This window comes from Clostridium sp. D53t1_180928_C8 (genome assembly GCF_015667795.1).
GTDB lineage: Bacteria > Bacillota > Clostridia > Clostridiales > Clostridiaceae > Clostridium.
In genome coordinates, this window is record NZ_JADPEL010000001.1 from 35,273 (window position 1) to 61,595 (window position 26,323).

Genomic DNA, 26,323 nt, shown 5'->3' on the forward strand with positions numbered 1-26,323 from the left:
AGTTAAACTTTTTCTATCTTAAGCATATTAGTACCACCAGTATAATTAGTTGGCATACCAGCAGCTACTATAATGTCATCACCTTCTTGAGCTATATTTAAGTTTTTAACAACTGTTTTGGCTTCAGTAAGAATATCATCTGTAGTAGCAAATTGTTGACACAAAATAGGCAATACTCCAAAGTTTAAACTTAAACCTCTCATAACATCAGAGTGAGGTGTTATTGCTATTATTGGACACTTAGGTTTATACTTTGAAACAAGTTTTGCTGTTGAGCCAGAATTAGTGGCAGCAACTATTGCCTTAGCATTCAAAACATTAGATGTTCTACAAGTAGAATAGCTTATTGCTTCAGCAAAATCATACATAGCAGGTTCCTTTAATCTTTGGTTTAAATAATTATAATCTAAATGAGCTTCAGTTTCCTTTGCTATTTTAGACATAGTTCTTGCGGCTTCTATTGGGTATAGTCCACTAGCACTTTCTCCACTTAGCATAATTGCATCAGTTCCATCAAAAATAGCATTACATATATCACATGCTTCAGCTCTTGTAGGAAGTGAATTTCTTATCATTGAATCAAGCATTTGAGTTGCTGTAATAACAATTTTACCAGCTTCATTACATTTTTTTATTATATTTTTTTGGATAATAGGAACTCTTTCTATGGGAATTTCAACTCCCATATCACCTCTAGCTACCATTATACCATCAGCAACACTTAATATTGGATCAATATTGTTTACTCCCTCTTGACTTTCTATTTTAGCTATAATTTGAATATTTTTTCCGTTATTAGAATTTAATAAATCTCTTATTTCTAAAACATCTGATGCTTTTCTAACAAATGAAGCAGCAACAAAATCTACGCCCATTTTACATCCAAAAATTAAATCATCTTTATCTTTTTCTGTTACAGAAGGTAAATTAATACTAACGTTTGGAACATTTACACCTTTATGATTTTTAATAATTCCATCATTTAATACCTTACATATTATGTTTTTACCTTGAATATCAATTATTTCAAAAGATAATAATCCGTCATCAACAAGAATCGTACCACCAATATTTACATCTTTGTACAGCTCTTCGTAAGTAATAGAACAAGATTTATTATCACCTAGTATTTCCTTATCGCACACAAATGCAAAGTCTTGACCAGTCTTTAATTTTACACCATCATTAATAAAATTATGTGTTCTTATTTTAGGCCCCTTAATATCTAGCATTATTGCAGTTGGTGTGTTTAAATTAGTTCTAATTTTTTTTATTAATTCTATTTTATCTTTATGAGTTTCATGAGTTCCATGGGAAAAGTTTAGTCTAGCTACATTCATGCCTATTTTTATAAATTCAGTTAATATTTCTTCATTGTCACTTGAAGGTCCTATTGTAAAAATCATTTTAGTCTTTTGCATAAAACCACCTCACTTTAATTAAAATAAAAATTGTAGATTATAATTTGACTGTTATATAGATATGATGTACTAATTAATATATAATTATTTTAACATAATTAAACAGTAAGGAGACTTAAAAATGAAAATTTTACAAGATTTAGAACCTAAAGAAGTTTTTGAGTATTTTGAAGCAATTTCAAATATTCCAAGAGGATCAGGAAATGAAAAAGGAATAAGTGATTATTTATTAAACTTTGGTAAAGACTTAGGACTTGAATCAATTCAAGATGAGGCATTAAATGTTATTATAAAAAAGCCTGGAACAAAGGGATATGAAAATGCACCAACTGTTATTATTCAAGGACACATGGATATGGTCTGTGAAAAAAATAATGGAGTAGATCATGATTTTGAAAAAGATCCATTAAAGTTAAGAATAATAGATGATTATATATATGCAACAGATACAACGTTAGGTGCTGATAATGGTATAGCGGTTGCTTATGCTATGGCAATATTGGCATCAAAGGATATTCCACATCCACCAATAGAAGTGCTAATAACTACAGATGAAGAAACAGGAATGTCTGGAGCTATGGCTATTAATAAAGCACATATAGATGGTAAAATATTGATAAATTTAGATAATGAAGAAGAAGGATATCTTTTAGTAAGTTGTGCCGGTGGAATAAGAAGTACAGCTACTATTAATATAGAAAAGCAAGATTTAAATAATAAAAAGTTAATTAAAATAAACATATCAGGACTTAAGGGTGGTCACTCTGGTATGGATATAATTAAAGAAAGAGGAAATTCAAATAAAATCTTAGGAAGAGTGCTTAAAGGATTATCAAGAGAGGTTAAGTTCAATCTTGTTAATTTAAATGGTGGTTCTAAAAATAATGCTATTCCAAGAGAAGCTGAAGCTATAATAGCTATAGATGCTAAAAATGAAAATACAGTTATAGATATAATAAAAAATTGGAATGATATTATAGTTAATGAGTTAAGAACTCAAGATTCAGGATTAAAAATAGAAGGATTAGTAATTAATGATAATATAACTAAAGAATTTAATGATGAAAGTACTAGTAAGGTTATAGATTTATTATATTTATATCCAAATGGAATAAACTCAAGAAGTGTTGAAATAGAAGGATTAGTAGAAAGCTCAACTAATTTAGGCGTTTTAACTACTAATGAAACTACTGTTGAATTTGATTCAGCAATAAGAAGTTCTATTCCATCATTAAAGGAGGAAATAGTATTAAGAAGTAAAACTATAGTTGAACTTTTAGGTGGAAAATTTACAACTACATCAGATTACCCAGGATGGGAATATAATCCGAATTCAGAGATAAGGGAAATTTGCCAAAAGGTTCATAAAGATCTTTATGGAAGTGAAGCAAAAATAGTTGCTATTCATGCAGGGGTTGAATGTGGATTGTTTAATGAAAAGTTAGGTAATCTTGATATGATAAGCTTTGGACCAAACCTTTATGATGTGCATACACCGGATGAGCATATGAGTGTTACATCAGTAAAAAACTGTTATGAATATTTAAAAGCAATACTTAAGGAAATAAAATAGTTGAAAAAGTGAAGACAGAAATGTCTTCGCTTTTTTTTATTATTATGTATATAAATGAGTATTAATGAATATATTGTAATGTAATACGAAACATAATAAATAAAGGATTGAGGAGGATGAGAAAGTGAGGTATACAAGATATAACTACAAGAAAAAGAAAAATAATGATATCGTAAAACTTATTCTATCATTTATTGGTATGAGTGCATTTGTAATAATAGTGGGGGTACTTCTTGCCAATGTAATAATTCATTTCTTACCGATAAATAATGCCACTAATGGTGAAGCTGCTAGTAGTAATGAGCAGTCACAGAGTGATAATTCAGAAAATGTAAATGCAGAAGCAACAAATGAACAACAAGATATACAAGTAAATGCAGATGTAAGTAAAGAAGTAAATAATAATGAACAAGCTTCTGAAGTTACTCAAGGAACTATTAATACAAATTTTGTAGCTATTCAGTGTGGATATTTTGCAGAAGAAGGCAATGCAAAAGAAACATTTAATAAGATTTCTAGTGGGTATGGAGCTTTTATATATAATGATGCAGATAAGTTTAAAGTATTAGCAGGTGTTTATACAACAGAAGAAGGTCAAGCTGTTATAGATAAACTAACCGCTAGTGGAATTGAATGTGCTAAGGTTGATTTTAATCTTAATAGCAGTAATGCTGTTGAAAGCCAAATAGCAGGTATATATGATGGGTATTTAGAAATATTAGATACTGCATTTAAGGATGATGTAAAATCAGTAGATACTACAGATTTTAAGGAATGGGTGAGTAAACTAGATGATATAAAAGAAGGAGATAAATATGAAGTTTTAGCTGATGTGAAAAAACATATTAATGAGTTAGGGGCAGAAATAAAGAAGGAAAATGTAGCTAACGAAATGCAATATTTATATAAAGTTTTATTAAGCTTTAATAAATAAAAAAAATAAATGAATAAATATCAATAAATGTAAAAAAATACATTAAAAATTAAGAAAAATTTATATAATATTCTACAAAAAATTCATATAGAAAAAGAGGAAAGTGCTTGTTTGAATACCTATTAAGTGATAAACTATATTAGAAATAAAGATAGGTGACAAGTATTTACCTCTTTTTTATTGTGTTTTAAATTAAATTTTAAAGTCAAGTGTAAGACTAACGTTAAATTGGGAATAATAATTAATAAATGACTGTAGGATGTGATATTTTGAAGTTTGTATTAGCATCAGCTTCAGAACGTAGAAAAGAGTTATTATCTAGGATAATAAAGGATTTTGAAGTTAGAGTTAGTGATTTTGATGAAGAATCAGTACGTGTTAATGAGGACATAGAAAAGTATGTTAAAACATTATCAGAAGGAAAAGCTAGGTCTGTAGCATTAAATTATAGTAGGGATTCTATAATAATAGGAGCTGATACTATAGTTGTTATAGATAATAATGTTCTTGGAAAACCAAAAGATAAGAATGATGCTTTTAGAATGCTTAAGTCATTAAGTAATAATGTTCATAGAGTATATTCTGGAGTTACAGTTATTAATAATAGTACAAAAGTAATAAAAAGTGAATGTCTGTATACAGAGGTTTATTTTTCAGAGCTTTCAGATGAGGAAATATGGAAGTACATAGACACCGGAGAATGTTTAGATAAAGCAGGAGCTTATGGAATACAAGGTTTTGGTGGAGTATTTGTTAAAAGTATAAATGGATGTTACTACAATGTAGTCGGATTACCATTAAACTTACTAAACAAAATGATAAAAGAAATTTTATAAGTTGGGGGATGGATATTATTACTTAAAAGGAGTGCTTATGGCAGGAAATATAAGAGTAAGTGATATACCATTAAATGAAAGACCAGTTGAAAAATTACTTCAGTTTGGGGTAGAAAGTTTAAGTAACGAAGAACTATTAGCTATATTGTTACGAACAGGTACAAAAGGAGAAAATGTCATAGCTTTAAGTAGAAGACTGCTAATAGAGCTAGATGGCTTAGACGGACTTTTAAATGTAAGTTTTGAAGAAGCAAGTAAAATTAAGGGTATTAAGAAAGTAAAGGCTTGTCAAATAATTGCCATGATGGAGTTGTTTAATAGGTTTAAAACCTTAAAATCTCAAAAAGAGAATTTTAAAATTTCATCACCTAAAGATGTTTCAACATTATTAATTAATGAAATGAGCAATTTTAAGCAAGAAGTATTTAAATTAATACTATTAAATACTAAGAATATTATAATAGGAACTAAAGATGTATTTAAGGGAACCTTGAACTCATCTATAGTTCATCCACGAGAAGTTTTTAAAGAGGCAGTTCAAAGGGGCAGTGCAAATATAATAGTTTGTCACAACCACCCATCAGGAGACCCTAATCCAAGTAAAGAGGATATTGATATAACTCTTAGATTAAAGGAATGTGGTAATATTATGGGAATTGGATTGTTAGATCATATTATAATTGGTAATAATAAATATGTTAGTTTAAAGGAAAAAGGAATTATATAATTGAAAGGGGAATTCATATGGGATTTTTCAGTAGTAATAAAGATATGGGAATTGATTTAGGAACAGCTAACACGCTTGTTTTTGTAAAAGGTAAAGGAATAGTGTTAAGCGAACCTTCAGTTGTAGCAATAAATAGTAATACAAGAAAACCTCTAGCAGTTGGGCAAGAAGCAAAGCTTATGATAGGTAGAACACCTGGAAATATAGTAGCAATAAGACCTCTTAAAGATGGTGTTATAGCTGACTTTGATGTTGCACAAACAATGCTTAAGAAATTAATAGAAAAAGTAACAAGTAAAAGCGCATTTACTAGTCCAAGAATAATAGTATGTTACCCATCAGGAGTAACAGAAGTAGAAAGAAGAGCCATTGAAGAAGCTGCAAAGTTTGCTGGAGCAAGAGATGTTGTTTTAATGGAAGAACCTATGGCTGCAGCTATAGGGGCAGGGCTTCCAGTTGGTGAGCCTACAGGAAGTATGATTGTTGATATCGGTGGAGGAACTACTGAAGTAGCAATTATTTCTTTGGGTGGAATAGTAACTAGCAAGTCATTAAGAGTTGCTGGGGATGAGTTAGATCAAGCAATAATTGCGTATGTTAAAAAAGAGTTTAGCTTAATGATCGGAGAAAGAACAGCTGAACAAATAAAAATGGAATTAGGATCAGCATATAAAATAGATGATGAGAATGCTTCTATGGATATCAAGGGAAGAGATATGATAACAGGTCTTCCGAAGATAGTTACAATAACAGAAGATCAAATAAGAGAAGCATTAAAAGAGCCAGTATATTCAATTATAGAATCAATAAAAACTACATTAGAGAAAACTCCACCAGAATTATCAGCTGATATAATGGAAAAAGGAATAATGTTAGCTGGAGGCGGAGCTTTACTAAAAGGGCTAGATAAATTAATAAACCACGAAACAAATATGCCTGTTCATATTGCTGAGACACCATTAGATTGTGTTGTTTTAGGAGCAGGAAAAGCACTAGAAAATTTTGACGAATTAAGTAAGACTCAAAGAGGTCAATAATGAAACCTTTTAAAAATAAACTGGCAGTAACTATAGTGGTACTGTCAGTTGCCTTTTTAGGCATAATTATTTTCAGTTTAAAAAGTAATTCAAATATTATATCTAGTGGTGTAGGTAGTGTTATTAGTCCATTACAAAAGATAATTTATACTGCAAACGATAAGCTAAAGGGATCTTTTGATTTCTTTATTAATTTTTCAAAAGTAAAAAAAGAGAATGAAGAACTTGCATCTAAAAATGCAGAATTAGAAAATCAATTAATTGAATATAATAGAATGAAAGATGAAAATACAAGATTAAGAGAAATGTTTGAGTATTCTCAAGCTAATCAAAACTATAATTATTTAGGGTGTAATATAGTTGGATATAGTGGGGGAAATATTTCTAATGGTTATATAATTGATAAAGGAACCAATAGTGGAATAAAAAAAGATATGGTTGTAATAACTCCAGTAGGCTTAGTTGGAAAAGTTACTAAAGCAGAAAGTAATTATTCCATTGTTCAGACTATATTAAATGAAAATATTGCTGTGGCTTCTATGGTAGAGAGTACTAGAGAAACAACAGGAATATTACAAGGAAATACAGATAACAAAAATAAAAAGTTAACTATATTATCGAATATCCCAATAGATTCTGAGATAAAAGAGGGAGATGTAATTTTAACTTCAGGTCTTGGCGGAATGTATCCACAAGAAATTAGAATTGGGGAAGTAGCTTCAGTGGAAGTGGATAGTGTTGGAATCATGAAGAAAGCAATTGTTAAACCTTATGTAGACTTTAATAAACTTGAAGAATTATTTGTGGTAGTTCCTAAAGAAGAAATTAATATTGGGGAGTAGAAGTATGAAGAGATTATATTTGATAATTGCATTAATACTCTTATTGATTATTGATAATACTTTATTACCTTATTATTCTATATATGGAGCTTTCCCAAGTTTATTATTTACATTTGCAATGGCTTATTCAATTATTAGAGGAAAAGAAGAGGCTATTTTTATAGGAGTAGTAAGTGGATTTCTACAAGATATATTTTTCTTTTCAGGATTTGGGGTAAACTTATTTTTAAATATGCTTTTATGTCTTTTATGTGCAAAAATAGGAGAAAGTATATTTAAGGAAAATAGATTAGTTCCAGTTTTAACAGCATTGGGTATTTCGGGATTAAAGGTTTTAGGAGTAGTGATTATATTTAAGTTATTTTCACAAACAATCAACATACAGGTAGCATTAATTTCATGTGTTTTAAATAGTATTTGTATGATGATTTTTTATACGTTAATTTTAAAAATATTGGATAAATATTTAGAGAGAAATACATGGAGGTTTAAATGATAGTTAATAAACCTAAAAAAAACAAAGAGAATTCTAGATATTCTGTTTTATATATAATTATGTTTATAATTATGGGAAGTATTGTGGCTAAGTTATTATACCTTCAAGTATATAAGTATGATGATTATAAAGAGAAGGCTGATGTAAGTTCTACTAAATTTATTTCAGAAGAAGCCCCAAGGGGTAATATATATGATAGTGACGGTAACGTAATAGCAACTAATAAGCAAACTTATACTTTAACTTATATGGAAACTATAGATTCTACAAAAGAGTTTTATAAAACTATGGATAAAGTTTTTAAAATATTAGAGGATAATGGAGAAAACTTTCAAGATGATTTAGCACTTAAGGTTGATGATAATGGTAATATATATTTTGATTTCAAAACAGATAATGAATCTAATAGAAGAGCCCTTGAAATAAGATTTAAAAGAGATAGGGGATTAAATGAAGATATAGAAGAAGAGAAATTTAAAAATCAAGAAGGAGATTATACAGATGAGCAAATAAATGAAGTTAATGATGCGCTTATGGAAATAACTGCAGAAGATACTTTTTATTATCTTGTGAAAAAGTATGATTTATATAAATTGCTATTACCAGACAACTATACGACAGAGCAAGCCAATGAATTAGCAAAAAAATATAAAGATACAAATGGTAAAAAAATATTAAATGATTTATTAAAGCAGTACTCTATACAACAAATAAGACGTTATATAGTCGTAAAAGATGCCGTTAAGATGGGAAGCTTTAGTGGTTATTCAAATATAACGATAGCAAGTAATATAAATAGGGATACAGCTTTTGTTGTATATCAACAATTAAATGATTTACCAGGTATAAATGTTAGTTTAAAACCAGTAAGATATTATCCGTATGGTACATTAGCATCATCGGTTATAGGGTATGTATCATCAATAAGTAGTTCTCAACAAGAAAGCTATGAGTTAAGAGGATATGATACATCAAGTGATTTAATAGGTGTATCAGGAATAGAATCAGCATTTGAAGAGCAGTTGAAGGGAACTAAGGGAGGAACTACTGTAAAGGTAAATTCTCAAGGTAGAACCACAGAAGAGCTATTTAAGCTAGAATCTTATCCTGGTAATGATGTACATTTAACAATAGATAAAAATGTACAATATGCAGCACAGGAAGCTTTAAAGGACCAGATACTTAAACTACAATCAGAAGGTTTATCTAGTGCAACAAGAGGTGCGGTTGTTGCAATAGAGGTTAATACTGGTAGAGTCATTGCTATGGCAAGTTATCCAGATTTTGACCCTAATGATTTTGCGATTCCTAGTGAATTAAGTACCGAAAAATATAATGAGTATTTTAATCCTAATTTAGAGTCTTTTGGTATACAACACATTCAAAGTAGTGGAGCTAAAGGAACTTTAGATGATCTTTTTCCTGTAAATGAAACTACGGGAATTAGAGAAGATAGATACGATATATATCCAAGATCTATGTTTAATTATGCTACTCAAGGACTAGTAGTTCCAGGTTCAACATTTAAGCCATTAACAGCACTTGCAGGGCTAACTGATGGTGCAATAAGTGAAAATGATACGGTTAACGACGTAGGGCTTTGGAGTAGTGAATATACAGGTAAACAAGTGCTTGAAAACTTCCAAAAAATAGGACATGGAGTTACTGATGTGAGAAAAGCACTTGAGGTTTCTTCTAACTATTTCTTCTATGAAACAGCTATTAGACTATATGTTAAAAATGGTGCTAATATAGATGCACTTAATTCAATAGCTCGTTATGCATGGAAATTTGGATTAGGCGCAGAACAAGGGAAAACAGCATCTACAGGGATTCAAATATATGAAAATTTTGGGCAAACTTATAATTTTGTTTCATGGAGAAGAAGTCTTGCATCAAATGCTAAATATAGTCTAGTTCCAGCACTTGAAGAGGGTGTATATTATGGTTTTAATTTTGTACCATTTGATATTAGTGATATAAGTACTGACTCAGATGAATTAAAGCAATTAAAAACTAGCTTGAAAAATAATATTAAAGAAACATTACTTAAAGTTGGAACAGATGAACAAATCACAAGCCAAGATGAATATGCTAAAAGTATACTTGGAACTGTAAAAAAAATAATGGAGATATCTGATAAGTATAAGGAAAATGTAGCTAATTATGAAGCAAGCAAGAATACTACAGTAAACATTGATGACCAAGCACAAAAGGTATCAAATGCAATTGCTTACTTTACTGTAACAAACCAAGCTTCAGAAATAAAATCTCCAATTAATTTAGTTCAAGATGCTATAGGGCAAAGTATGAATGCATTTACACCATTACAGATGGCAAATTATGTTGCTACGTTAGCAAATGGAGGAACACGTTATAAAGTTTCTATAGTTGATAAAGTGACATCACCTTCAGGGGAAATTATACAAGAATTTAAGCCGGAAGTTATAGAAAGTAATCCTATTGATTCAAATATATTACAAATAATCAAGGAAGGCATGCTTAGAGTTAATACATCACCATCTAATGCAACTAACTATGCTTTATTTGGAAACTTTCCTATTGCGGTTGCTGGTAAGACAGGTACAGCCGACTTTGGAACTTCGGAGCAATATGAGTTCCAAGGAAGAAAAGCATACGCTAACTATGTAAGCTTTGCGCCAATGGATAACCCTCAAATAGCTATATTCTCAACTATTTATGATGGTAATAGAGGGGCTAATAGTGCTGCTGTTCATAAAGGAATATATGAGGCATTCTTTAAGGATGAATTATTAGCTATAAATCCAAATTATGCATCAACATCAGATACATTCCAAAAGTACGTTGTAGAAGCTCCTGCGAATAATAATCAAGAATCGCAAGAAAAAGAACAACAACAAGTAACACAACAGGAACAAGTTGAACAAGGTCAAGAGACACAGCAAGACCAACCTCAACAATAGCAATAAGGTGAATAAAGTATGATAAGAGAGGTGCACTTTAGTTACCTCTCTTATTTTTTTTTAAGTAAAAAATACAATATTTATGTCGTAAAAAAATAATTTGCAATTAAAAGTATATATTGGTAAAATAAGTTGTATTTTGTAGGAAAATTACAATAGTTTTAAGTATATTATGTTTTTAATTGTAGTTATATGGTATAATTAAAACTAAATTGAGTTTTTAATTGGTGGAGGATGGCCAATGAAGGATGAAAGAATACAAATAAGAGGTAACAAAGACGGTGTAAATGTTATAATAGATATGGATAAGTTTATAGGCTTTGACAATATGCTAGAAGCGCTAGTAAATAGTTTATCAAAGAATAAAGCTTTTTATAAAAATTCAATATTAAAAATAATAGCTAACCTTAAGCATATAGATGATTCTGAAATAACTAAGTTAAAAGAAGAGTTATTTCAAAAGATAAATATAAAGGATTGTATTTTTGATGATATCAATGCAATTAAAGATAGTAATTCAGCTAAAGTTTTTAATGGAATTAATGAAGGAAAAACTAAATTTATCAAAAAAACAATAAGAGGTGGACAGTCTATTGATTACCCTGGTAATATTATTATTATAGGAGATATTAATAGTGGAGCTGAAGTTTCAGCAGGTGGTAATATTATAGTTCTTGGAAGTATTAAAGGAAATGTACGAGCTGGTACTGGAGGAAATAAGAAGTCTATAATAGCAGCATTTTTTATGCAGCCTGAACTTATGCAAATTTCAGATATATTAACTGTATCACCGGATGACGGATTAAAGCCATCGTATCCAGAAGTTGCAAAAATAAAAGATGGTTATATAGTAGTAGAACCATATTTACCAAATAAATATATTTACTAAAGTGGAGGGATTTAAATGGGAGTTTCGATAGTTGTTACATCAGGCAAAGGTGGAGTTGGAAAGACTACAACGACTGCAAATTTAGGGACTGCATTAGCAGCATTAGGGAAAAACGTTGTAGTAGTTGATGGTGACACTGGATTAAGAAATCTTGATGTGTTAATGGGATTAGAAAATAGGATAGTTTATACAATAATAGATGTAATTGAAAATAGATGTAGGTTAAAGCAAGCATTAATAAAAGATAAAAGATATCCAAATCTTTGCTTATTACCAACAGCTCAAACAAAGGATAAGGATGATATAAGAGCACAGGATATGTTTGATTTAGTTAATAAGCTAAAGGAAGAATTTGATTATGTGTTAATTGATTCACCAGCAGGAATTGAACAGGGATTTGAAAATTCGGTTGTTGGAGCTGATAAGGCTATAGTAGTTGTTAATCCTGAAATTACATCAGTTAGGGATGCTGATAGGGTAATAGGAAAATTAGATGCAAAAGGTTTAGAGGATCATACTGTTATAGTTAATAGATTAAATTATGAAATGACGAAAAGAGGAGATATGCTTGACGTATCAGATATTATAGAAACTTTATCAGTTAAATTATTAGGTGTTGTTCCTGATGATAGAAGTATAACTGTTTCAACTAATAAAGGAGAACCTATAGTTTTAGATGAAAAGGCTCTTTCAGGGCAAGCGTTTAGAAATATAGCTAAAAGAATTACAGGAGAAGAAGTTCCATTATTAAAATTAGGTTCTGAATCAACAGGGTTCTTTTCAGCTATAAGAAAGATTTTTAAGAAAAACTAGGGGGTTAAGAGTGGTATGGATTTATTAAGGGTATTTTCTAACAAAACTACTCCAAAAGAAGTTGCTAAAGATAGGTTAAAGTTAATACTTATTCATGACAGAGGTGATTTAGCTCCTGAAACTTTAGACAAAATAAGAAGAGAAATACTAGAAGTCATTTCTAAGTATATAGAGATTGATGCTAATGATGTAGAGATATCATTAAATAGGAGTGATGATATAGAGGGAGAGACTTCACCAGCATTAATTGCAAATATTCCAATAAAAAATATAAGAAATAGATAATATAGAGAGACTGTTAAAAATAAAGACAGTCTCTTTTATTTTTACTAATATTAAAAATGAATATTGATATATATTATTAATATAAATATTTAGTGATAAGGATAGAAAAAAATATACAGTAGAAGATTATCAATTCTTAAGAGTTTATGAATTTTATATGTAGTAATATAATTATTTATGGAGAAAAAGAATGAAATAGGATATAATAAGTAAGTATAAATTCAAGGAGGTAAAAGTATGATACCTTTATCAAAGTTTAAAATGAATTTAAAAAGTTTAAAAAAAGTAGATAAACTAATGTTTATATCTATAGTACTGATAACTATGTTCGGTATAATTAATATATATCTAGCAAAAAAGGCAGCAACTGGAGGTATGCTATTTCCAGTAAAGCAATCGGTGTTTTTTATAGCATCAATAGTATTATTATATTTTATATTAGCGATAGATTATTCAATAATTAAGGCATTTACACCGATATTTTATTGGACATCAATTGCCTTATTGGTTTTGGTATTAATAATAGGATCAACTATTAATGGAGCTCAAGGTTGGATTAGATTAGGACCATTATCATTCCAACCAGCAGAATTGGCGAAAATTGCAACTGTTATGATGATGGGAAAAAAGCTAGAAGATATGGATGGAGAAATAAATAACTTTAAAAATTTCTTTATATTGGCTTTTTATGCAATAATACCAGCAGGACTTATAGTAATTCAGCCGGATATGGGAATGACTATGGTATTATTTTTTATGGTTTTAGGAGTATTCTTTATAGGTGGACTAGATAAAAGAATAATTATAGGTGGGTTAGGTGCTTTAATAGTAGGAATTGTGTTAGTGTGGAATTCAGGATTAATACAAGACTACCAAAAGAGAAGAATAACATCATTTAGAAATCCAGAAACTGACACTTCAGGATCAGGATATCATTTAAGACAGTCACTTATAGCTATTGGATCAGGTGGTTTTTTTGGAACTCTTAACTCCTTAGCTAATGATGGAACAAGTGGATATGCATCTCAATATGTTCCTGAAATACAAACAGATTTTATTTTTAGCCAAGTATGCCAACAATGGGGAACTTTTGGAGCAATTTGTTTATTAACTTTATATGGAATACTTATATCTAGAATGATTAATATAGCACGGACAGCAAAGGATATATTTGGAACTATGTTAGCAACAGGAATGGTCGCATACTTTTTATTTGCGATATGGCAGAATATAGGTATGACGATAGGGTTAATGCCCATTACTGGAATAACATTACCATTAGTTAGTTATGGAGGAAGCTCTCTTGCTACAACTATTATTTCTTTAGGGCTAGTTCTTAATATAGGGATGAGAAGAACTAAATTAAATTTTTAATTAAATTTTTGATATGCAATATATTGTAAATGCAATATATTGCATATTTTTTTTGTTATGAAAATATAATTAAATAAGCAATTTTTTTTAGGAGGAAAAATGGGAAATTACAATAATCAATACCAAAGATATTATCAAGAATTACAAAATAAAAATTTCGGGAAAAGTAAATCACCAGTTTATAATAGAAATACATTTGATAAAGTGTATGGAAGCACTAAAAAAAATAATTCAAGAAAAGACTTTTTTTCAAGTATGGCTAATGTATTTATTTATCAATTAGTAGTAGTTATATTTATGCTTATGGCATCTTTTTATTTAAAGTACTCTCCAAATGAACAAGAGTCTTATAAGAATGTAAAAGCTGTAATTAATGATACTAACTATAGTAAAGTTGATGAAGAAATTAAAGCATTTAATATTTCAGATATAGTAAATAAGATAACTAATTACATAAAAACAAGCTTAAATGGAGGAAAAGCTGATTTTTAAAGTAATAAAAAATCCTAGTAGAAAGGTGGTTATTAATAAAATGTGAGTCTGTAAAGGAGATGTAAATGCATAGATGGAGTAAAAGTGTTCTAGCTGAAATTATATTATTTTTTATACTTCTTAGCTTAAATGAATCAATTGTTTTAGCATTTATAAGTATATTACTTCATGAGATATCTCATATAGTTGTAGCTAAAAAAAATGGCTGTAAATTTAATAATTTTCAGATTCATATATATGGAGCAAATGCAGAGTTTATAAATATTGATGAATTGTCTAAGAAGGAAAAACTACGAATATATTTGGCTGGGCCCGGTATGAATCTGGCCATTGCATGTATATTTTTTTTTGTTGGTTTAATAATTAATAATAGTATAGTATACAAAATGATTAATATTAATTTGAGCTTATTAGTCTTTAATATTTTACCAGCATATCCTTTGGATGGTTCAAGAATATTAGAAATTATATTATCTGAAAAAATATTATATAAAAAGGTTACAGATATAATTTCTAAGATAAGCTATATAGTTGTGATAGGATTAATTGCAATTGTTTTTATTGTATTTATATATAATAAAACTTTAAATATTAGTTTAGTCATTGCGGCTATAATAATTTGTTTAATAACTAGAAGTGAAAAAAAATCAGCTATGTATATTTTAATGGGAAATATATTTATGAAGCGTAATAAGTTGTTAAGAAATGATTATATTGAAAATAAAAGTATATCAGTCTATTACAAGTTAGGTTTAGCAAACGTTATGTCGATAATAGATAAAAATAGATTTAATACTTTTTATGTATTAAATGATGATTTAAAGGTTTTATTTATTATGCATGAAGATGAACTTATAGAAGCATTAAAACTTTATGGAAATATTACTTTAGAGGAATATTTTGATAGGCGAGATGAACTAAGCAATTAGTTTACTTTTAGATGTTTATTATGCTAGAATATCATTTAGATAGTTAGGAGTTAGTAATTAGTAGTTAGTAGTTAGTAGTAGTGAAAAATTCGGCTTAAGCTGAATTTTTTTCATTAACTACTAACTTAAAACTATTAGCTACTAACTAAATTAGAGGAGGGTGCTTATGAATAAGATAACTGATGATATTTTATGTAAAGTAGAAAAGCCATCTAGATATGTTGGTGGTGAATTAAATCAAGTTATAAAAAATCCTGAAGATGTTAATATAAGATTTGCGTTTTGTTTCCCAGATGTATATGAAGTTGGGATGTCTCATTTAGGAACAAGGATTTTATATCATACTATAAATGAAAGAAAAGATACATATTGTGAAAGAGTTTTCACTCCATGGCCAGATATGGAGTCTTTAATGAGGGAAAATAATATAAAGTTATTTACTTTAGAAACTAAGACACCATTAGATGAATTTGATATGTTAGGTTTTACGCTTCAATATGAAATGAGTTATACAAATATATTAAATATGCTAGATATGTCTGGAATAACTATAAGAGCGAGTGAAAGAAAAAATGATGATCCTATAATAATGGCTGGTGGACCATGTGCATATAATCCAGAACCATTATATGATATTGTAGACTTCTTCGAAATTGGAGAAGGAGAAGAAATGATGAACGATGTTTTAGAAGTTTATGCAAGACATAAAGAAGCAGGAAACTTTAATAAACAAGATTTCTTAAGAGAAATATCAAAAATTGGTGGAATCTATGTTCCTAGCCTTTATGATGTTACATATAATGAAGATGGAACAATAAAAGAGTTTAAAGCAAAGTATGAAGATGTTCCAGCTAAGATTAAAAAGAGAATAGTTAATAATTTTGATGCAGTATCATTCCCAGAAGAGATGATAGTTCCTTATACTGATATAGTACATGATAGAGTTGTTTTAGAAACAGCTAGAGGATGCACAAATGGATGTAGATTCTGTCAAGCAGGTATGATTTATAGACCAGTTAGAGAGAAAACTACTAATACTCTATTAGAACAAGCAAGAAGAGCACTTAAAGCTACTGGATATGATGAAGTATCATTAGCTTCATTAAGTATTTGTGATTACTCTAATATTCAAAATCTAATATCTAGTTTAGTTTTAGAACATGAGGCTAAAAAGGTGGGAATAGCACTTCCATCTATAAGAGTTGATGCTTTTTCAGTAGATTTAATAAAAGAAATTCAAAAGGTTAGAAAAACAGGTTTAACTTTAGCTCCAGAAGCAGGATCTCAAAGAATGAGAGACATAATAAATAAGGGGTTAACTGAAGAAAGAATATTAGAAGCTGTAAAAAGTGCTTTTGAATCAGGTTGGAGTACTATTAAATTATACTTTATATTAGGATTACCTTATGAAACAACAGAAGATGCAGCTGGAATTGGTGAATTAGCAGAAAAAATGGCTGATGTCTATTTTGGAATTCCAAAGAATGTTAGAAGTAAGGGATTAAAGATTACAGTAAGTACATCAATATTAGTTCCAAAGCCATTCACACCATTCCAATGGGCTCCAATGGCAAGACCAGAAATAGTTGATGAAAGAATTAAAGCTGTTAGAGGTGCAATTAAATCAAGAAGTATAGTTTATAACTATCATGAGCAAGAAACTTCATTTATGGAAGCTGTATTTGCAAGAGGAGATAGAAGAACTTGTGATGTATTAATTAAGGCATTCGAAAAGGGTGCTAAATTTGATGGTTGGTCAGAATACTTTAATATGGATATATGGAAGGAATCAATGTCAGAGTGCAATTTAGATGCTGATTTCTATGTATATAGAGATAGAGAGTATGATGAAGTTCTTCCTTGGGACTTTATAGATATTGGAGTTAATAGAAAATATCTTGAAAGAGAAAATGAAAAGGCCAAAAGAGCTGAACTTACTAAGAACTGTTTAGAAGGATGTACTGGATGCGGTATAAATGTAAACTTTAAAGAAGGGAAGTGTTTCGAAGGTGCGATACGTAATTAAATTTACTAAAGGGGAAAATATCAAATTTATTGGACACTTAGATTTAATGAGAACTATTCAAAGAATAATAAAGAGATCAGGATTACCAGTTGAATATTCAAAGGGATTTAATCCTCATATGGCTTTATCAATAGCACAGCCACTTTCTGTTGGAGTTTATTCAGATGGAGAATATTTAGATTTAGTTTTAACTGAAGCTCTTGGCGTTGGAGAGGTTATAGAAAAACTAAATGAAAGTACTCCTCCTACAATTAAGTTTTTACACGCTACACCAGTTGAAATAATAGAGAATGTTAAGAGATTACCACAGGCTATGGCACTTTTAGATGGTGCTAGATATATAATTAAGATTAAGCTTACTGGTACCTCTAAAGTAGAAGAAGAAATGATGAATACTCTTAATGAATCTACATGGGAAATTGTAAAGAAAACTAAAAAAGGTGAAAAACTTACTGATATTAAGCCGCTTGTTAAAGAGTTTAAATATTGGGTAAAAGATAATGAATTAGTTTTAAATACTTTAATTGCTACTGGAAGTAGAGAAAATCTTTCTGCAGATCTTTTAGTAACATATTTAAAAGGGAAAATATCAGAAATTAATCAAGACTCTTTCGTAAATATAAAGAGAGAAGAAATGTATATATTAAAAAATAATAAGTATGTTCCTTTATATAAGGGAATTTAAGGTAGTTTTAGTATGAGAGAAATTTTCATTGAAAAAAGAGAAAATGTAACTAGAATTGCAGTAAAAGAAAATGATGAATTAATGGAGTGCCTTGTAGAAGAGGACTCCATTAATCCGCAAATTGGTGAGGTTTATAAAGGAAGAGTTAAGAATATAATTCCAGGAATTAACTCTATATTTTTAGATATAGGATTAGATAAAGAAGCCTACATGTATTATAGTGAAGAGTTAAAAAGAACAGGAATAAAAAAAGGTGAAGAGTTATTAGTAGAAGTTTTAAAGGAACCTTTAGGAAATAAGGGAGCTAAGGTTAGCAATAAGGTTACGGTTTTAGGGAAGTTTATTGTTTTAACATTAGGAGATGAGGGAATAACGCTATCTAAAAGAATTGTAGATGTAGAGCAAAGAAGAAGATTAACTACGCTTATAAGCCCAATTAGAGGGATAGGAATAGTATTTAGAACAGAAGCTGAATTTGCAACTAATGAAGAGTTAACTGAAGAGTTAAATCATCTTTTAAATAAAAAGGATGATATGGAGAGAAAACTTAAATATTCTAAGAATATAGGAAAAGTTAAATCTAATAGTTTAATTACAAGATTTTTCGAAGAGTTAGACAATAAAAAAACTAAAATTATTGTGGATAATGAAGATTTTTTAGAAATAATAAAAGAATTAATTAATAATCAAGAAAGTTTTGAATTTAAATTATATGAGGATAAAAGAACTTTATTTGATTATAAAGGCATAGAAAAAGAAATAATTAAACTAAGACATAAAAAAGTTAATATACCTTGTGGTGGATATATAGTAATAGATAAAACAGAAGCTATGTATGTTATAGACGTAAATAGTGGAAAAAATACAAAGGGTAGAGATTTTAATAAGACTATAATGCAAACTAATTTAGAAGCTGCAAAAGAAGTTGGAAGACAAATTAGATTAAGAAATTTAAGTGGAATTATAGTTGTTGATTTTATTGATATGAGAGATGAAAATCAAAAGGCACCTGTAATTAAGGCTTTAAAAAAATCATTAGAAGCGGATAAAGGAAATGTTAAAATTTTTCCTTTTACAGAACTTGATTTAATACAAATAAGCAGAAAGAGAAAAGGTAAATCTATTTATGAATATTTAGAGGAACCTTGTAGAAAGTGCAAGAGTAATGGCTTTCTTTTAAGGTTATCTTATATTGAAAATCTTATTAGAAATGAAATTATAAAATGCTCTAAAGAAAATTCTATAAATGATTTTTATGTGGAAATAGATAAAAATTATGAAGAGGATATAAAAGGCGATTTATTTAAATTTTTAAAAAATATTGACGGATTAAAGAAAGAAATTTATTTAAATTTTGTTGATGATATAGAAGGGTACAAGGTTGAACCTCTGATTTTTAGCAATCAAAAAGAAAATTACCAAAAGTACAAAATAAAAACAATTGAAAAAGTATAATAAATTTCTTTACAAAATGTATTTTTATATGATAAAATGTCATTTGTAAACCGCACATAACGGGTTTTATTAAAACAAAGTTAAATCTTTGTACCTACATTGGCGAGACCGTTTAAGAGGAGGTGTTTTTAATGTACGCAGTAGTATTAACTGGAGGAAAGCAATACAGAGTTCAAGAAGGAGACGTAATATACGTTGAAAAATTAAACGCTGAAGTTGAATCAACAGTAGAATTAACAGAGGTTTTAGCTGTTTCTAACGGAGAAACTTTAACAGTTGGTGCACCAGTAGTTGCTGGAGCTAAAGTTGTTGCTAAGGTAGCAGCTCAAGGAAAAGCTAAGAAGATTACAGTTTTCAAGTATAAGCCTAAAAAGGACTACAGAAAGAAGACTGGTCACAGACAACCTTACACTAAATTAGTAATCGAAAAAATCGAAGCTTAGTTTTAAGTTATGATTAAGATTATTATATTTAAACAAAAACATATATCTCTCGGATTTAAGATAGAAGGTCATGCTTTATCAAGAGAAGAAATTGAAAGTACTATAGGTGATGCATATGATATGATCTGTAATAGTGTTTCCGTTTTATCTCAAAGTGTTGTAATAGGCATGCAGGAGGTTTTAAAGCTTCCAATAAAGTATGAAATAAATGACGGATTTTTATCACTGAATTTAAAAAATCTTAAAGATGAGGAGATTGATAGAGGACAGGTATTACTTTTAACCTTTGAAAAAAGTTTAGAAAGTTTAATGATGTCCCTTGAAGCTAGTTTTGGTAAAAATAGACGGAATAAATATATAAAAATAAAATTCGAGGAGGTGTAATGAGTATGTTAAAGATGAACCTTCAATTATTTGCCCACAAAAAAGGGGTAGGTAGTTCAAAGAATGGTAGAGACTCTGAATCTAAAAGATTAGGTGCTAAGGCTGCAGACGGAGAATTCGTTTTAGCTGGAAACATCCTTTACAGACAAAGAGGAACTAAAATTCACCCAGGTCTAAACGTAGGTAAGGGTGGAGATGACACTTTATTTGCTAAGGAAGACGGAATCGTAAGATTCGAAAGAATGGGAAGAGACAAGAAAAAAGTTTCTGTTTACCCAGTAAGCGTTGAAGAAATAGCTGAATAATTATATTTTATATAGGTAAAAGCACCCGTAAGGGTGCTTTTATTCTTGTAATAAATATCTTTTTTATATATACTATTATAAAATATATATGTTATGGAATAATAAAAAATAGGATTATTATGTTTAATCTTATAAAGTTACAAGGAGGATAGTAACTATGTTTATAGATAGAGCCAAGATATTAGTTAGATCAGGTGCTGGTGGGAACGGTGCTGTTACATTTAGAAGAGAAAAGTATGTTCCACTTGGAGGTCCAGATGGTGGAGATGGAGGAAAAGGTGGAAGCGTTATATTCACAGTTGATACTGGATTAACAACACTTTTAGATTTCAAATATAAGAAAAAATTCATAGCAGAATCAGGTGGAAATGGGCAAGGTTCGAAATGTTATGGTAAAGATGGGCAAGATTTATACATAAGAGTTCCAATGGGAACTATTATTAGAGATTTTGAAAGTAATAAAGTTATTGCTGACCTTTCTCATAAGGATGATACATATGTTATTGCTAGAGGTGGTAAAGGTGGTAAAGGAAATTGTAAGTTCTGTACACCAACAAGACAGGCACCACACTTTGCAGAGCCAGGTATGCCTGCGGAAGAAAGACATTTAATGCTTGAATTAAAGTTACTTGCTGACGTTGGATTAGTTGGATTCCCTAATGTAGGTAAATCAACTTTATTATCATCAGTTACAGCAGCTAAGCCTAAGATAGCTAACTATCACTTTACAACATTAAAACCAAATTTAGGGGTTGTAAAAGCGGAAGGAATTAATTCATTTGTTATGGCTGATATTCCAGGAATAATTGAGGGTGCAGCTGAAGGTGTTGGATTAGGACTTGATTTCTTAAGACATATAGAAAGAACAAGACTATTAATACATGTTGTTGATATATCAGGTGTTGAAGGTAGAGATGCTTTTGAAGACTTTGTAAAGATAAATGAAGAACTTAAGAAATATTCAGTTAAACTTTGGGATAGACCACAAATTGTTGTAGCAAATAAGGCTGATATGCTTTACGATGAAGAAGTATTTGAAGACTTTAAGAAAAAAGTTAATGAATTAGGATTTGAAAAAGTATTTAAGATGTCTGCGGCAACTAAGTCTGGTGTAGAAGAAGTAATTAAAGAAGCTGGTAAGATGTTAACAGAAATCCCAATAATGGAATTAGAAATACCAGATGAAGAAAGATATGTTGAACAAGAAAAGAGATTCACATATGAAATTAACGTTGAAGAAGGCGAAGAATATAACACATATGTTGTTACAGGAACATTTGTTGATAGATTACTTGCATCTGTAAATATTCATGATGCAGACTCATTAAGATACTTCCATAAAGTTCTTAATAATAAGGGAGTATTACAACAAATAAGAGATATGGGAGTACAAGACGGAGACATGGTTAGATTAAATGACTTCGAATTCGAGTACATATTATAGGAGGATACGGTACATGATAACAGGAAAACAAAGAGCTTATTTAAGAGGGCTTGCAAATACAATGTCGCCAATATTTCAAATAGGGAAAAATGGTGTTGAAGAGACATTTTTAATACAATTAGAAGAAGCTTTAGAAGCTAGAGAACTTATAAAGATAAAAGTTTTAGAAAACAGTGGATTAGCTGCTAGAGAAGTTTCAGATGAAATATGTAAGGCTATAGGATGTGAAGGAGTTCAGGCTATAGGAAGTAAGATTGTATTATATAAGAAATCTGAAAAAAAACCTAAAATAGAATTACCACAAGGAAAAAATAAATAATCATGAAAAGATATGGTATGATGGGTGGCACATTCAACCCTATACATTTAGCACATTTATATATTGCATATGAAGCTAAAGAGGCTCTGAATTTAGATAAAGTTATATTTATGGTAGCAGGAAATCCACCACATAAAAAGGAGAGTTCTGTAATAGATTCTAAATATAGATATAATATGGTTGAAAGAGCTATAGAAGGATATTCTGGCTTTGAAATTAGTGATTACGAAATACAAAAGCAGGGATATAGCTATACTTATGAAACTTTAAAGTACATAAAAGGCAAAGAAGAAGACGTTGAAGTCTTCTTCATAGCTGGTGCAGACTCATTAATGGATATAGAAAAATGGAAAAATCCAGAGTTGGTATTAAATAATTGTACATTTGTAGCTTTTAATAGAGGTGAATATACAAAAGAAACTCTCGAGGAGCAAAAGGTAAAATTGCAAAATAAGTATAATTCTAATATAGTTTTATTAGATATAATAAATTTAGATATTTCTTCTTCTATGATTAGAACAAGAATAATAGAAGGAAAAAGAGTAGATTTCTTTATGAGTAAGAAAGTTATGGAGTATATAAAAGAGAATAATTTATATAGGGGAGATTAAAATGTGGGGATTAGATGAAATAAGGGATTATTTAAAGAATAATTTAAAGCCATCTAGGTATGGGCATACATTAGGGGTGGTTAATACTGCTATTAAGCTTGCTGAAATATATAAAGAAGATAAGGCTAAAGCTGAACTAGCAGCTCTTTGTCATGATGTAGCAAAAAATATGACTATTGAAGAATTGAGAAAAGTAATAAAAGATGAAAAAATTACTTTATCAGTTGATGAAGAAAATACACAAGAATTATGGCATTCTATAATTGGACCTGTAATAGCTAAAAAAAATTTTGGAATAGAAGATGAAGAAGTTTTAAGTGCTATGAGATGGCATACTACAGGCAAAGAAAATATGACTAATCTTGAAAAAATAATATATTTAGCAGATTTAATTGAACCCTCGAGAAATTTTGAAGGCGTAGATGAAATTAGAGAAGCTGCGTATAAAGAATTAGATTTAGGCATGTTAAAGGCATTAACTCATACAACTATATATTTATTAACAAAAGGTTGTGCAGTAGATATAAACTCTGTTAAAGCAAGAAATTATTTAGTATATAACAAGCAAAGCTAAATAAATTTTAATAGTTATTAATTTTTTATTAGTATATATAAGGTGAGGGACGAGACTATGTCAGGGAAAAAAGATAACAGAGGGAATAAGAGCAGGGGAATCTCTAATAAAAGGCGTAATAGAGAATTAAGCCCTAGAGAAGAATTAGAAATAAAAAAGAAATTGAGAAGAAAAGAAAGAAAATCTACAGTTATTAAAAGAGCTATTATGGCTGCATTTTTAACAATAACAATACTAATAGTTTTATGTGGGATATATTTATTTTCTTTTATTTCATCTTTAAATAATAATAATATGACACCAGCTGTTAAGCCAAAAGCAAATGAAACTGTAAACATATTATTATTGGGAATGGATATTGGAGATGCGGAAAATACTTCGAATGCTTCAGCAAGAAGAACTGATACGATGATGTTATTAAATTATAATCCACGTACGGATAACATAAAAGTAGTTTCAATTCCGAGAGATACATTAATTGAAGTTGAAAATGCACATGATGGTAACGGAAATACTATTCCTTATTGGAAGATTAATGCTGCTTATGTTTTAGGTGGAGAAAAAGAAGTTATTGAACAAGTTCAAAGCTTATTAGGTGTAACTGTTAATTATCTAGTGGAGATTGATTATGCAGCATTTAGAAATTTAATTGATGCTGTAGGTGGAGTTGAAATGTATATAGATAGAGATATGTATTATGATGACGATGCTCAAAACTTGCATATACATTTTAATAAAGGTGAAACGGTATTATTGGATGGACAGAAAGCTGAGGAATTCTTTAGATGGAGAAAGAATAATGATGGTACAGGACTTGTAGATGGAGATTTAGGAAGAATTAAGAACCAACAAAAATTTATATCTGCATTAATAGAAAAATGTACTAATCCTATGATAGTTACAGAAATTCCAGATATTTTAAAAGCTATAAAAGAAAATGTGGTAACTAATATGTCAGGTGCAAGTATGATAGAATATGGATTAAAAATGATAAGTAATTCAGGAATATCTATGAATACTTTACAGGGATATAATGAAAAAATATATGGACAAGATTTCTTAATTGCAGAAGCTTCTTATAATCAAGGCTTATTAGAGTCTTTAAAGATTACAAGTGAAGCGGATAACAGTGGGATAAAAAAGAGTAGTTCTATTATGGTTTTAAATGCAACTAGAGTTAATGGCTTAGCAGGAAATTTAAAAACAGAATTAGAGAAGTTAGGATATAGTAATATAAGTGTTGGAAATTCAGATAAAAGCAAAGAATCAAGTATATTATCAAATAATAAAGAATTTAAGAAATTATTAAGTGATGAGACTGGAATCAAAAATATTTCAAAAAATAAAGATTCAAAATATCAAGATTATGATGCAGTAATAATAATTGGTGAAGATTACTTAGAGTTTGAATAAAAGTAGAGTTTTATTTAAGAGTTAAGAGTGTAGAGTTAAGAGTTTTAAATTAAAGTTAAATTATAGCTTTAAAATTAAAGTGTGAAAAATTGTAATTAACAGTTTAAACAGTGATTCTTAATTCTTAATTCTTAGCTCTTAAGTATTTTAGGGAGGGAAAAGATGAGCACATTAGAAAAAAGTGTAGATAAAATCTTTGAGGGTAGAAAGATAAGAGAATACCTAAAAGAAGAGATGGGTTTATCCTCTAGACTTATAAGAGGAGCAGCAATTGATAAAAGAATACTTGTAAACAATAATCCAGTAAAAATGAATTATGTTTTAAAAGAAAATGATAATATTGTTATTAAATTAAACAAAAAGGAAAGTCAAAATATTCAGCCTGAAAAAATAGATATAAATATAATTTATGAGGATTCAGAAATAATAGTTGTAAATAAAAGACCTAATATGGTGGTACATCCAACTAAGAGATATCAATCTGGCACTTTAGCAAATGCATTATTATATTATTTTAGAGAAACTAATCAAGATTGTATTGTAAGATTAGTTAGTAGACTTGATATGGATACATCTGGATTGATCATAATAGCAAAGAATCAATATGCTCATATGGAGTTATCAAAGAATATGCAGGATAATGAAATAGAGAAAAGATACTTAACATTAGTTCATGGACATATGGAAGAGATGGAAGGTACTATTGATAAGCCAATTTATAGGCCTGAAGTTGAAGGAAACTTAAAAAGAGTTATTGATGATAGGGGTCAAAGAAGTATAACTCATTATAAGGTAGTAGAAAGATTAGAAAATGCAGACTTAGTAGAATGTCTACTTGAAACAGGAAGAACACATCAAATTAGAGTGCATTTATCTTCATTAGGGCATCCAATTTATGGAGATACTTTATATGGGTATGAAGAAGATTCAGAACTAATTTCAAGGCAAGCACTTCATGCATATGTATTAAATTTTAAATCTCCAAAATCAAAGAAATATCTTGAGTTAAGAGCAGAATTACCAACAGATATAGAGAATTTATTATTAGAATTAAGAAAGTAAAATTATAAT

The 26,323-nt window shown here is 29.2% G+C and carries 27 protein-coding genes; 26 read left to right on the top strand and 1 reads right to left on the bottom strand.

Annotated elements, in window-relative coordinates; genetic code table 11:
• Positions 1 to 2: 2 nt before the first annotated feature.
• Positions 3 to 1,421: a pyruvate kinase gene (pyk, locus tag I4V51_RS00140; protein WP_195986306.1), complete on the bottom strand. Its 1,419-nt coding sequence runs from the start codon at positions 1,419 to 1,421 to the stop codon at positions 3 to 5.
• 121 nt (positions 1,422 to 1,542) lie between these two features.
• Between pyk and I4V51_RS00145 the strand changes: the two genes are divergently transcribed.
• The 26 genes from I4V51_RS00145 to I4V51_RS00270 all read left to right on the top strand — a co-directional run bounded on the left by I4V51_RS00145 (position 1,543) and on the right by I4V51_RS00270 (position 26,314).
• On the top strand, positions 1,543 to 2,994 hold the full coding sequence (locus I4V51_RS00145) for an aminoacyl-histidine dipeptidase (RefSeq protein ID WP_195986307.1): 1,452 nt from the start codon (positions 1,543 to 1,545) through the stop codon (positions 2,992 to 2,994).
• Between the two features lie 124 nt (positions 2,995 to 3,118).
• The gene (locus I4V51_RS00150) at positions 3,119 to 3,928 is read left to right on the top strand and encodes an SPOR domain-containing protein (protein WP_195986308.1); all 810 of its coding nucleotides are present in this window, start codon (positions 3,119 to 3,121) and stop codon (positions 3,926 to 3,928) included.
• A gap of 269 nt (positions 3,929 to 4,197) precedes the next feature.
• On the top strand, positions 4,198 to 4,764 hold the full coding sequence (locus I4V51_RS00155) for a Maf-like protein (protein ID WP_195986309.1): 567 nt from the start codon (positions 4,198 to 4,200) through the stop codon (positions 4,762 to 4,764).
• A gap of 37 nt (positions 4,765 to 4,801) precedes the next feature.
• Positions 4,802 to 5,491, top strand: a complete 690-nt coding sequence (gene radC / locus I4V51_RS00160) for a DNA repair protein RadC (protein ID WP_195986310.1) — start codon at positions 4,802 to 4,804, stop codon at positions 5,489 to 5,491.
• A gap of 17 nt (positions 5,492 to 5,508) precedes the next feature.
• On the top strand, positions 5,509 to 6,528 hold the full coding sequence (locus I4V51_RS00165; RefSeq protein WP_133014034.1) for a rod shape-determining protein: 1,020 nt from the start codon (positions 5,509 to 5,511) through the stop codon (positions 6,526 to 6,528).
• Positions 6,528 to 7,370: a rod shape-determining protein MreC gene (gene mreC / locus I4V51_RS00170; RefSeq protein ID WP_195986311.1), complete on the top strand. Its 843-nt coding sequence runs from the start codon at positions 6,528 to 6,530 to the stop codon at positions 7,368 to 7,370. The genes I4V51_RS00165 and mreC overlap by 1 nt, the downstream gene beginning before the upstream one ends.
• A gap of 4 nt (positions 7,371 to 7,374) precedes the next feature.
• On the top strand, positions 7,375 to 7,866 hold the full coding sequence (gene mreD / locus I4V51_RS00175) for a rod shape-determining protein MreD (RefSeq protein ID WP_195986312.1): 492 nt from the start codon (positions 7,375 to 7,377) through the stop codon (positions 7,864 to 7,866).
• Positions 7,863 to 10,811, top strand: a complete 2,949-nt coding sequence (locus tag I4V51_RS00180; RefSeq protein ID WP_195986313.1) for a penicillin-binding transpeptidase domain-containing protein — start codon at positions 7,863 to 7,865, stop codon at positions 10,809 to 10,811. Before mreD ends, I4V51_RS00180 begins: the two co-directional genes overlap by 4 nt.
• A 241-nt stretch (positions 10,812 to 11,052) precedes the next feature.
• Positions 11,053 to 11,700: a septum site-determining protein MinC gene (gene minC / locus I4V51_RS00185; RefSeq protein WP_195986314.1), complete on the top strand. Its 648-nt coding sequence runs from the start codon at positions 11,053 to 11,055 to the stop codon at positions 11,698 to 11,700.
• Between the two features lie 15 nt (positions 11,701 to 11,715).
• Positions 11,716 to 12,513, top strand: a complete 798-nt coding sequence (gene minD / locus I4V51_RS00190) for a septum site-determining protein MinD (RefSeq protein ID WP_195986315.1) — start codon at positions 11,716 to 11,718, stop codon at positions 12,511 to 12,513.
• A 15-nt stretch (positions 12,514 to 12,528) separates the two neighbouring features.
• A complete protein-coding gene (gene minE, locus I4V51_RS00195) occupies positions 12,529 to 12,798 on the top strand; it encodes a cell division topological specificity factor MinE (RefSeq protein ID WP_195986316.1) in 270 nt (89 codons plus the stop codon).
• 237 nt (positions 12,799 to 13,035) lie between these two features.
• Positions 13,036 to 14,172: a rod shape-determining protein RodA gene (rodA, locus tag I4V51_RS00200; protein ID WP_195986317.1), complete on the top strand. Its 1,137-nt coding sequence runs from the start codon at positions 13,036 to 13,038 to the stop codon at positions 14,170 to 14,172.
• Between the two features lie 99 nt (positions 14,173 to 14,271).
• The gene (locus I4V51_RS00205; RefSeq protein ID WP_195986318.1) at positions 14,272 to 14,664 is read left to right on the top strand and encodes a hypothetical protein; all 393 of its coding nucleotides are present in this window, start codon (positions 14,272 to 14,274) and stop codon (positions 14,662 to 14,664) included.
• A gap of 65 nt (positions 14,665 to 14,729) precedes the next feature.
• On the top strand, positions 14,730 to 15,593 hold the full coding sequence (locus tag I4V51_RS00210; RefSeq protein ID WP_195986319.1) for a site-2 protease family protein: 864 nt from the start codon (positions 14,730 to 14,732) through the stop codon (positions 15,591 to 15,593).
• A gap of 166 nt (positions 15,594 to 15,759) precedes the next feature.
• The gene (locus I4V51_RS00215; RefSeq protein WP_195986320.1) at positions 15,760 to 17,619 is read left to right on the top strand and encodes a TIGR03960 family B12-binding radical SAM protein; all 1,860 of its coding nucleotides are present in this window, start codon (positions 15,760 to 15,762) and stop codon (positions 17,617 to 17,619) included.
• The gene (locus tag I4V51_RS00220) at positions 17,603 to 18,304 is read left to right on the top strand and encodes a TIGR03936 family radical SAM-associated protein (RefSeq protein ID WP_195986321.1); all 702 of its coding nucleotides are present in this window, start codon (positions 17,603 to 17,605) and stop codon (positions 18,302 to 18,304) included. Before I4V51_RS00215 ends, I4V51_RS00220 begins: the two co-directional genes overlap by 17 nt.
• A gap of 12 nt (positions 18,305 to 18,316) precedes the next feature.
• A complete protein-coding gene (locus I4V51_RS00225; protein ID WP_195986322.1) occupies positions 18,317 to 19,759 on the top strand; it encodes a ribonuclease E/G in 1,443 nt (480 codons plus the stop codon).
• A 131-nt stretch (positions 19,760 to 19,890) separates the two neighbouring features.
• The gene (rplU, locus tag I4V51_RS00230) at positions 19,891 to 20,202 is read left to right on the top strand and encodes a 50S ribosomal protein L21 (protein WP_133014022.1); all 312 of its coding nucleotides are present in this window, start codon (positions 19,891 to 19,893) and stop codon (positions 20,200 to 20,202) included.
• A 9-nt stretch (positions 20,203 to 20,211) separates the two neighbouring features.
• Positions 20,212 to 20,586 (top strand): ribosomal-processing cysteine protease Prp, encoded by a 375-nt coding sequence (locus I4V51_RS00235; protein ID WP_195986323.1) that lies wholly within the window; start codon positions 20,212 to 20,214, stop codon positions 20,584 to 20,586.
• Between the two features lie 5 nt (positions 20,587 to 20,591).
• Positions 20,592 to 20,891 carry a 50S ribosomal protein L27 gene (rpmA, locus tag I4V51_RS00240; RefSeq protein WP_195986324.1) on the top strand — a complete coding sequence of 100 codons (300 nt, stop codon included), beginning with the start codon at positions 20,592 to 20,594 and terminating at the stop codon, positions 20,889 to 20,891.
• Positions 20,892 to 21,048: 157 nt separating this feature from the next.
• Positions 21,049 to 22,335, top strand: coding sequence for a GTPase ObgE (gene obgE, locus I4V51_RS00245; protein WP_195986325.1), 1,287 nt, complete (start codon positions 21,049 to 21,051; stop codon positions 22,333 to 22,335).
• Positions 22,336 to 22,348: 13 nt separating this feature from the next.
• On the top strand, positions 22,349 to 22,654 hold the full coding sequence (gene yhbY / locus I4V51_RS00250; protein WP_195986326.1) for a ribosome assembly RNA-binding protein YhbY: 306 nt from the start codon (positions 22,349 to 22,351) through the stop codon (positions 22,652 to 22,654).
• Positions 22,655 to 22,656: 2 nt separating this feature from the next.
• Positions 22,657 to 23,265, top strand: coding sequence for a nicotinate-nucleotide adenylyltransferase (nadD, locus tag I4V51_RS00255; RefSeq protein WP_195986327.1), 609 nt, complete (start codon positions 22,657 to 22,659; stop codon positions 23,263 to 23,265).
• Between the two features lies 1 nt (position 23,266).
• Positions 23,267 to 23,839: a bis(5'-nucleosyl)-tetraphosphatase (symmetrical) YqeK gene (gene yqeK / locus I4V51_RS00260; RefSeq protein ID WP_195986328.1), complete on the top strand. Its 573-nt coding sequence runs from the start codon at positions 23,267 to 23,269 to the stop codon at positions 23,837 to 23,839.
• A gap of 57 nt (positions 23,840 to 23,896) precedes the next feature.
• Positions 23,897 to 25,252: an LCP family protein gene (locus I4V51_RS00265; protein ID WP_195986329.1), complete on the top strand. Its 1,356-nt coding sequence runs from the start codon at positions 23,897 to 23,899 to the stop codon at positions 25,250 to 25,252.
• Between the two features lie 162 nt (positions 25,253 to 25,414).
• Positions 25,415 to 26,314, top strand: a complete 900-nt coding sequence (locus I4V51_RS00270) for an RluA family pseudouridine synthase (protein WP_195986330.1) — start codon at positions 25,415 to 25,417, stop codon at positions 26,312 to 26,314.
• Positions 26,315 to 26,323: the final 9 nt, after the last annotated feature.

What these genes read in the sequence shown, in the direction of transcription:
- pyk (WP_195986306.1), bottom strand. Translation starts at nt 1,421, where the DNA reads ATGCAAAAGACTAAAATGATTTTTACAATAGGACCTTCAAGTGACAAT.
- I4V51_RS00145 (WP_195986307.1), top strand. Translation starts at nt 1,543, where the DNA reads ATGAAAATTTTACAAGATTTAGAACCTAAAGAAGTTTTTGAGTATTTT.
- radC (WP_195986310.1), top strand. Translation starts at nt 4,802, where the DNA reads ATGGCAGGAAATATAAGAGTAAGTGATATACCATTAAATGAAAGACCA.
- I4V51_RS00165 (WP_133014034.1), top strand. Translation starts at nt 5,509, where the DNA reads ATGGGATTTTTCAGTAGTAATAAAGATATGGGAATTGATTTAGGAACA.
- mreC (WP_195986311.1), top strand. Translation starts at nt 6,528, where the DNA reads ATGAAACCTTTTAAAAATAAACTGGCAGTAACTATAGTGGTACTGTCA.
- mreD (WP_195986312.1), top strand. Translation starts at nt 7,375, where the DNA reads ATGAAGAGATTATATTTGATAATTGCATTAATACTCTTATTGATTATT.
- I4V51_RS00180 (WP_195986313.1), top strand. Translation starts at nt 7,863, where the DNA reads ATGATAGTTAATAAACCTAAAAAAAACAAAGAGAATTCTAGATATTCT.
- minC (WP_195986314.1), top strand. Translation starts at nt 11,053, where the DNA reads ATGAAGGATGAAAGAATACAAATAAGAGGTAACAAAGACGGTGTAAAT.
- minD (WP_195986315.1), top strand. Translation starts at nt 11,716, where the DNA reads ATGGGAGTTTCGATAGTTGTTACATCAGGCAAAGGTGGAGTTGGAAAG.
- minE (WP_195986316.1), top strand. Translation starts at nt 12,529, where the DNA reads ATGGATTTATTAAGGGTATTTTCTAACAAAACTACTCCAAAAGAAGTT.
- rodA (WP_195986317.1), top strand. Translation starts at nt 13,036, where the DNA reads ATGATACCTTTATCAAAGTTTAAAATGAATTTAAAAAGTTTAAAAAAA.
- I4V51_RS00205 (WP_195986318.1), top strand. Translation starts at nt 14,272, where the DNA reads ATGGGAAATTACAATAATCAATACCAAAGATATTATCAAGAATTACAA.
- I4V51_RS00210 (WP_195986319.1), top strand. Translation starts at nt 14,730, where the DNA reads ATGCATAGATGGAGTAAAAGTGTTCTAGCTGAAATTATATTATTTTTT.
- I4V51_RS00215 (WP_195986320.1), top strand. Translation starts at nt 15,760, where the DNA reads ATGAATAAGATAACTGATGATATTTTATGTAAAGTAGAAAAGCCATCT.
- I4V51_RS00225 (WP_195986322.1), top strand. Translation starts at nt 18,317, where the DNA reads ATGAGAGAAATTTTCATTGAAAAAAGAGAAAATGTAACTAGAATTGCA.
- rplU (WP_133014022.1), top strand. Translation starts at nt 19,891, where the DNA reads ATGTACGCAGTAGTATTAACTGGAGGAAAGCAATACAGAGTTCAAGAA.
- I4V51_RS00235 (WP_195986323.1), top strand. Translation starts at nt 20,212, where the DNA reads ATGATTAAGATTATTATATTTAAACAAAAACATATATCTCTCGGATTT.
- rpmA (WP_195986324.1), top strand. Translation starts at nt 20,592, where the DNA reads ATGTTAAAGATGAACCTTCAATTATTTGCCCACAAAAAAGGGGTAGGT.
- obgE (WP_195986325.1), top strand. Translation starts at nt 21,049, where the DNA reads ATGTTTATAGATAGAGCCAAGATATTAGTTAGATCAGGTGCTGGTGGG.
- yhbY (WP_195986326.1), top strand. Translation starts at nt 22,349, where the DNA reads ATGATAACAGGAAAACAAAGAGCTTATTTAAGAGGGCTTGCAAATACA.
- nadD (WP_195986327.1), top strand. Translation starts at nt 22,657, where the DNA reads ATGAAAAGATATGGTATGATGGGTGGCACATTCAACCCTATACATTTA.
- yqeK (WP_195986328.1), top strand. Translation starts at nt 23,267, where the DNA reads ATGTGGGGATTAGATGAAATAAGGGATTATTTAAAGAATAATTTAAAG.
- I4V51_RS00265 (WP_195986329.1), top strand. Translation starts at nt 23,897, where the DNA reads ATGTCAGGGAAAAAAGATAACAGAGGGAATAAGAGCAGGGGAATCTCT.
- I4V51_RS00270 (WP_195986330.1), top strand. Translation starts at nt 25,415, where the DNA reads ATGAGCACATTAGAAAAAAGTGTAGATAAAATCTTTGAGGGTAGAAAG.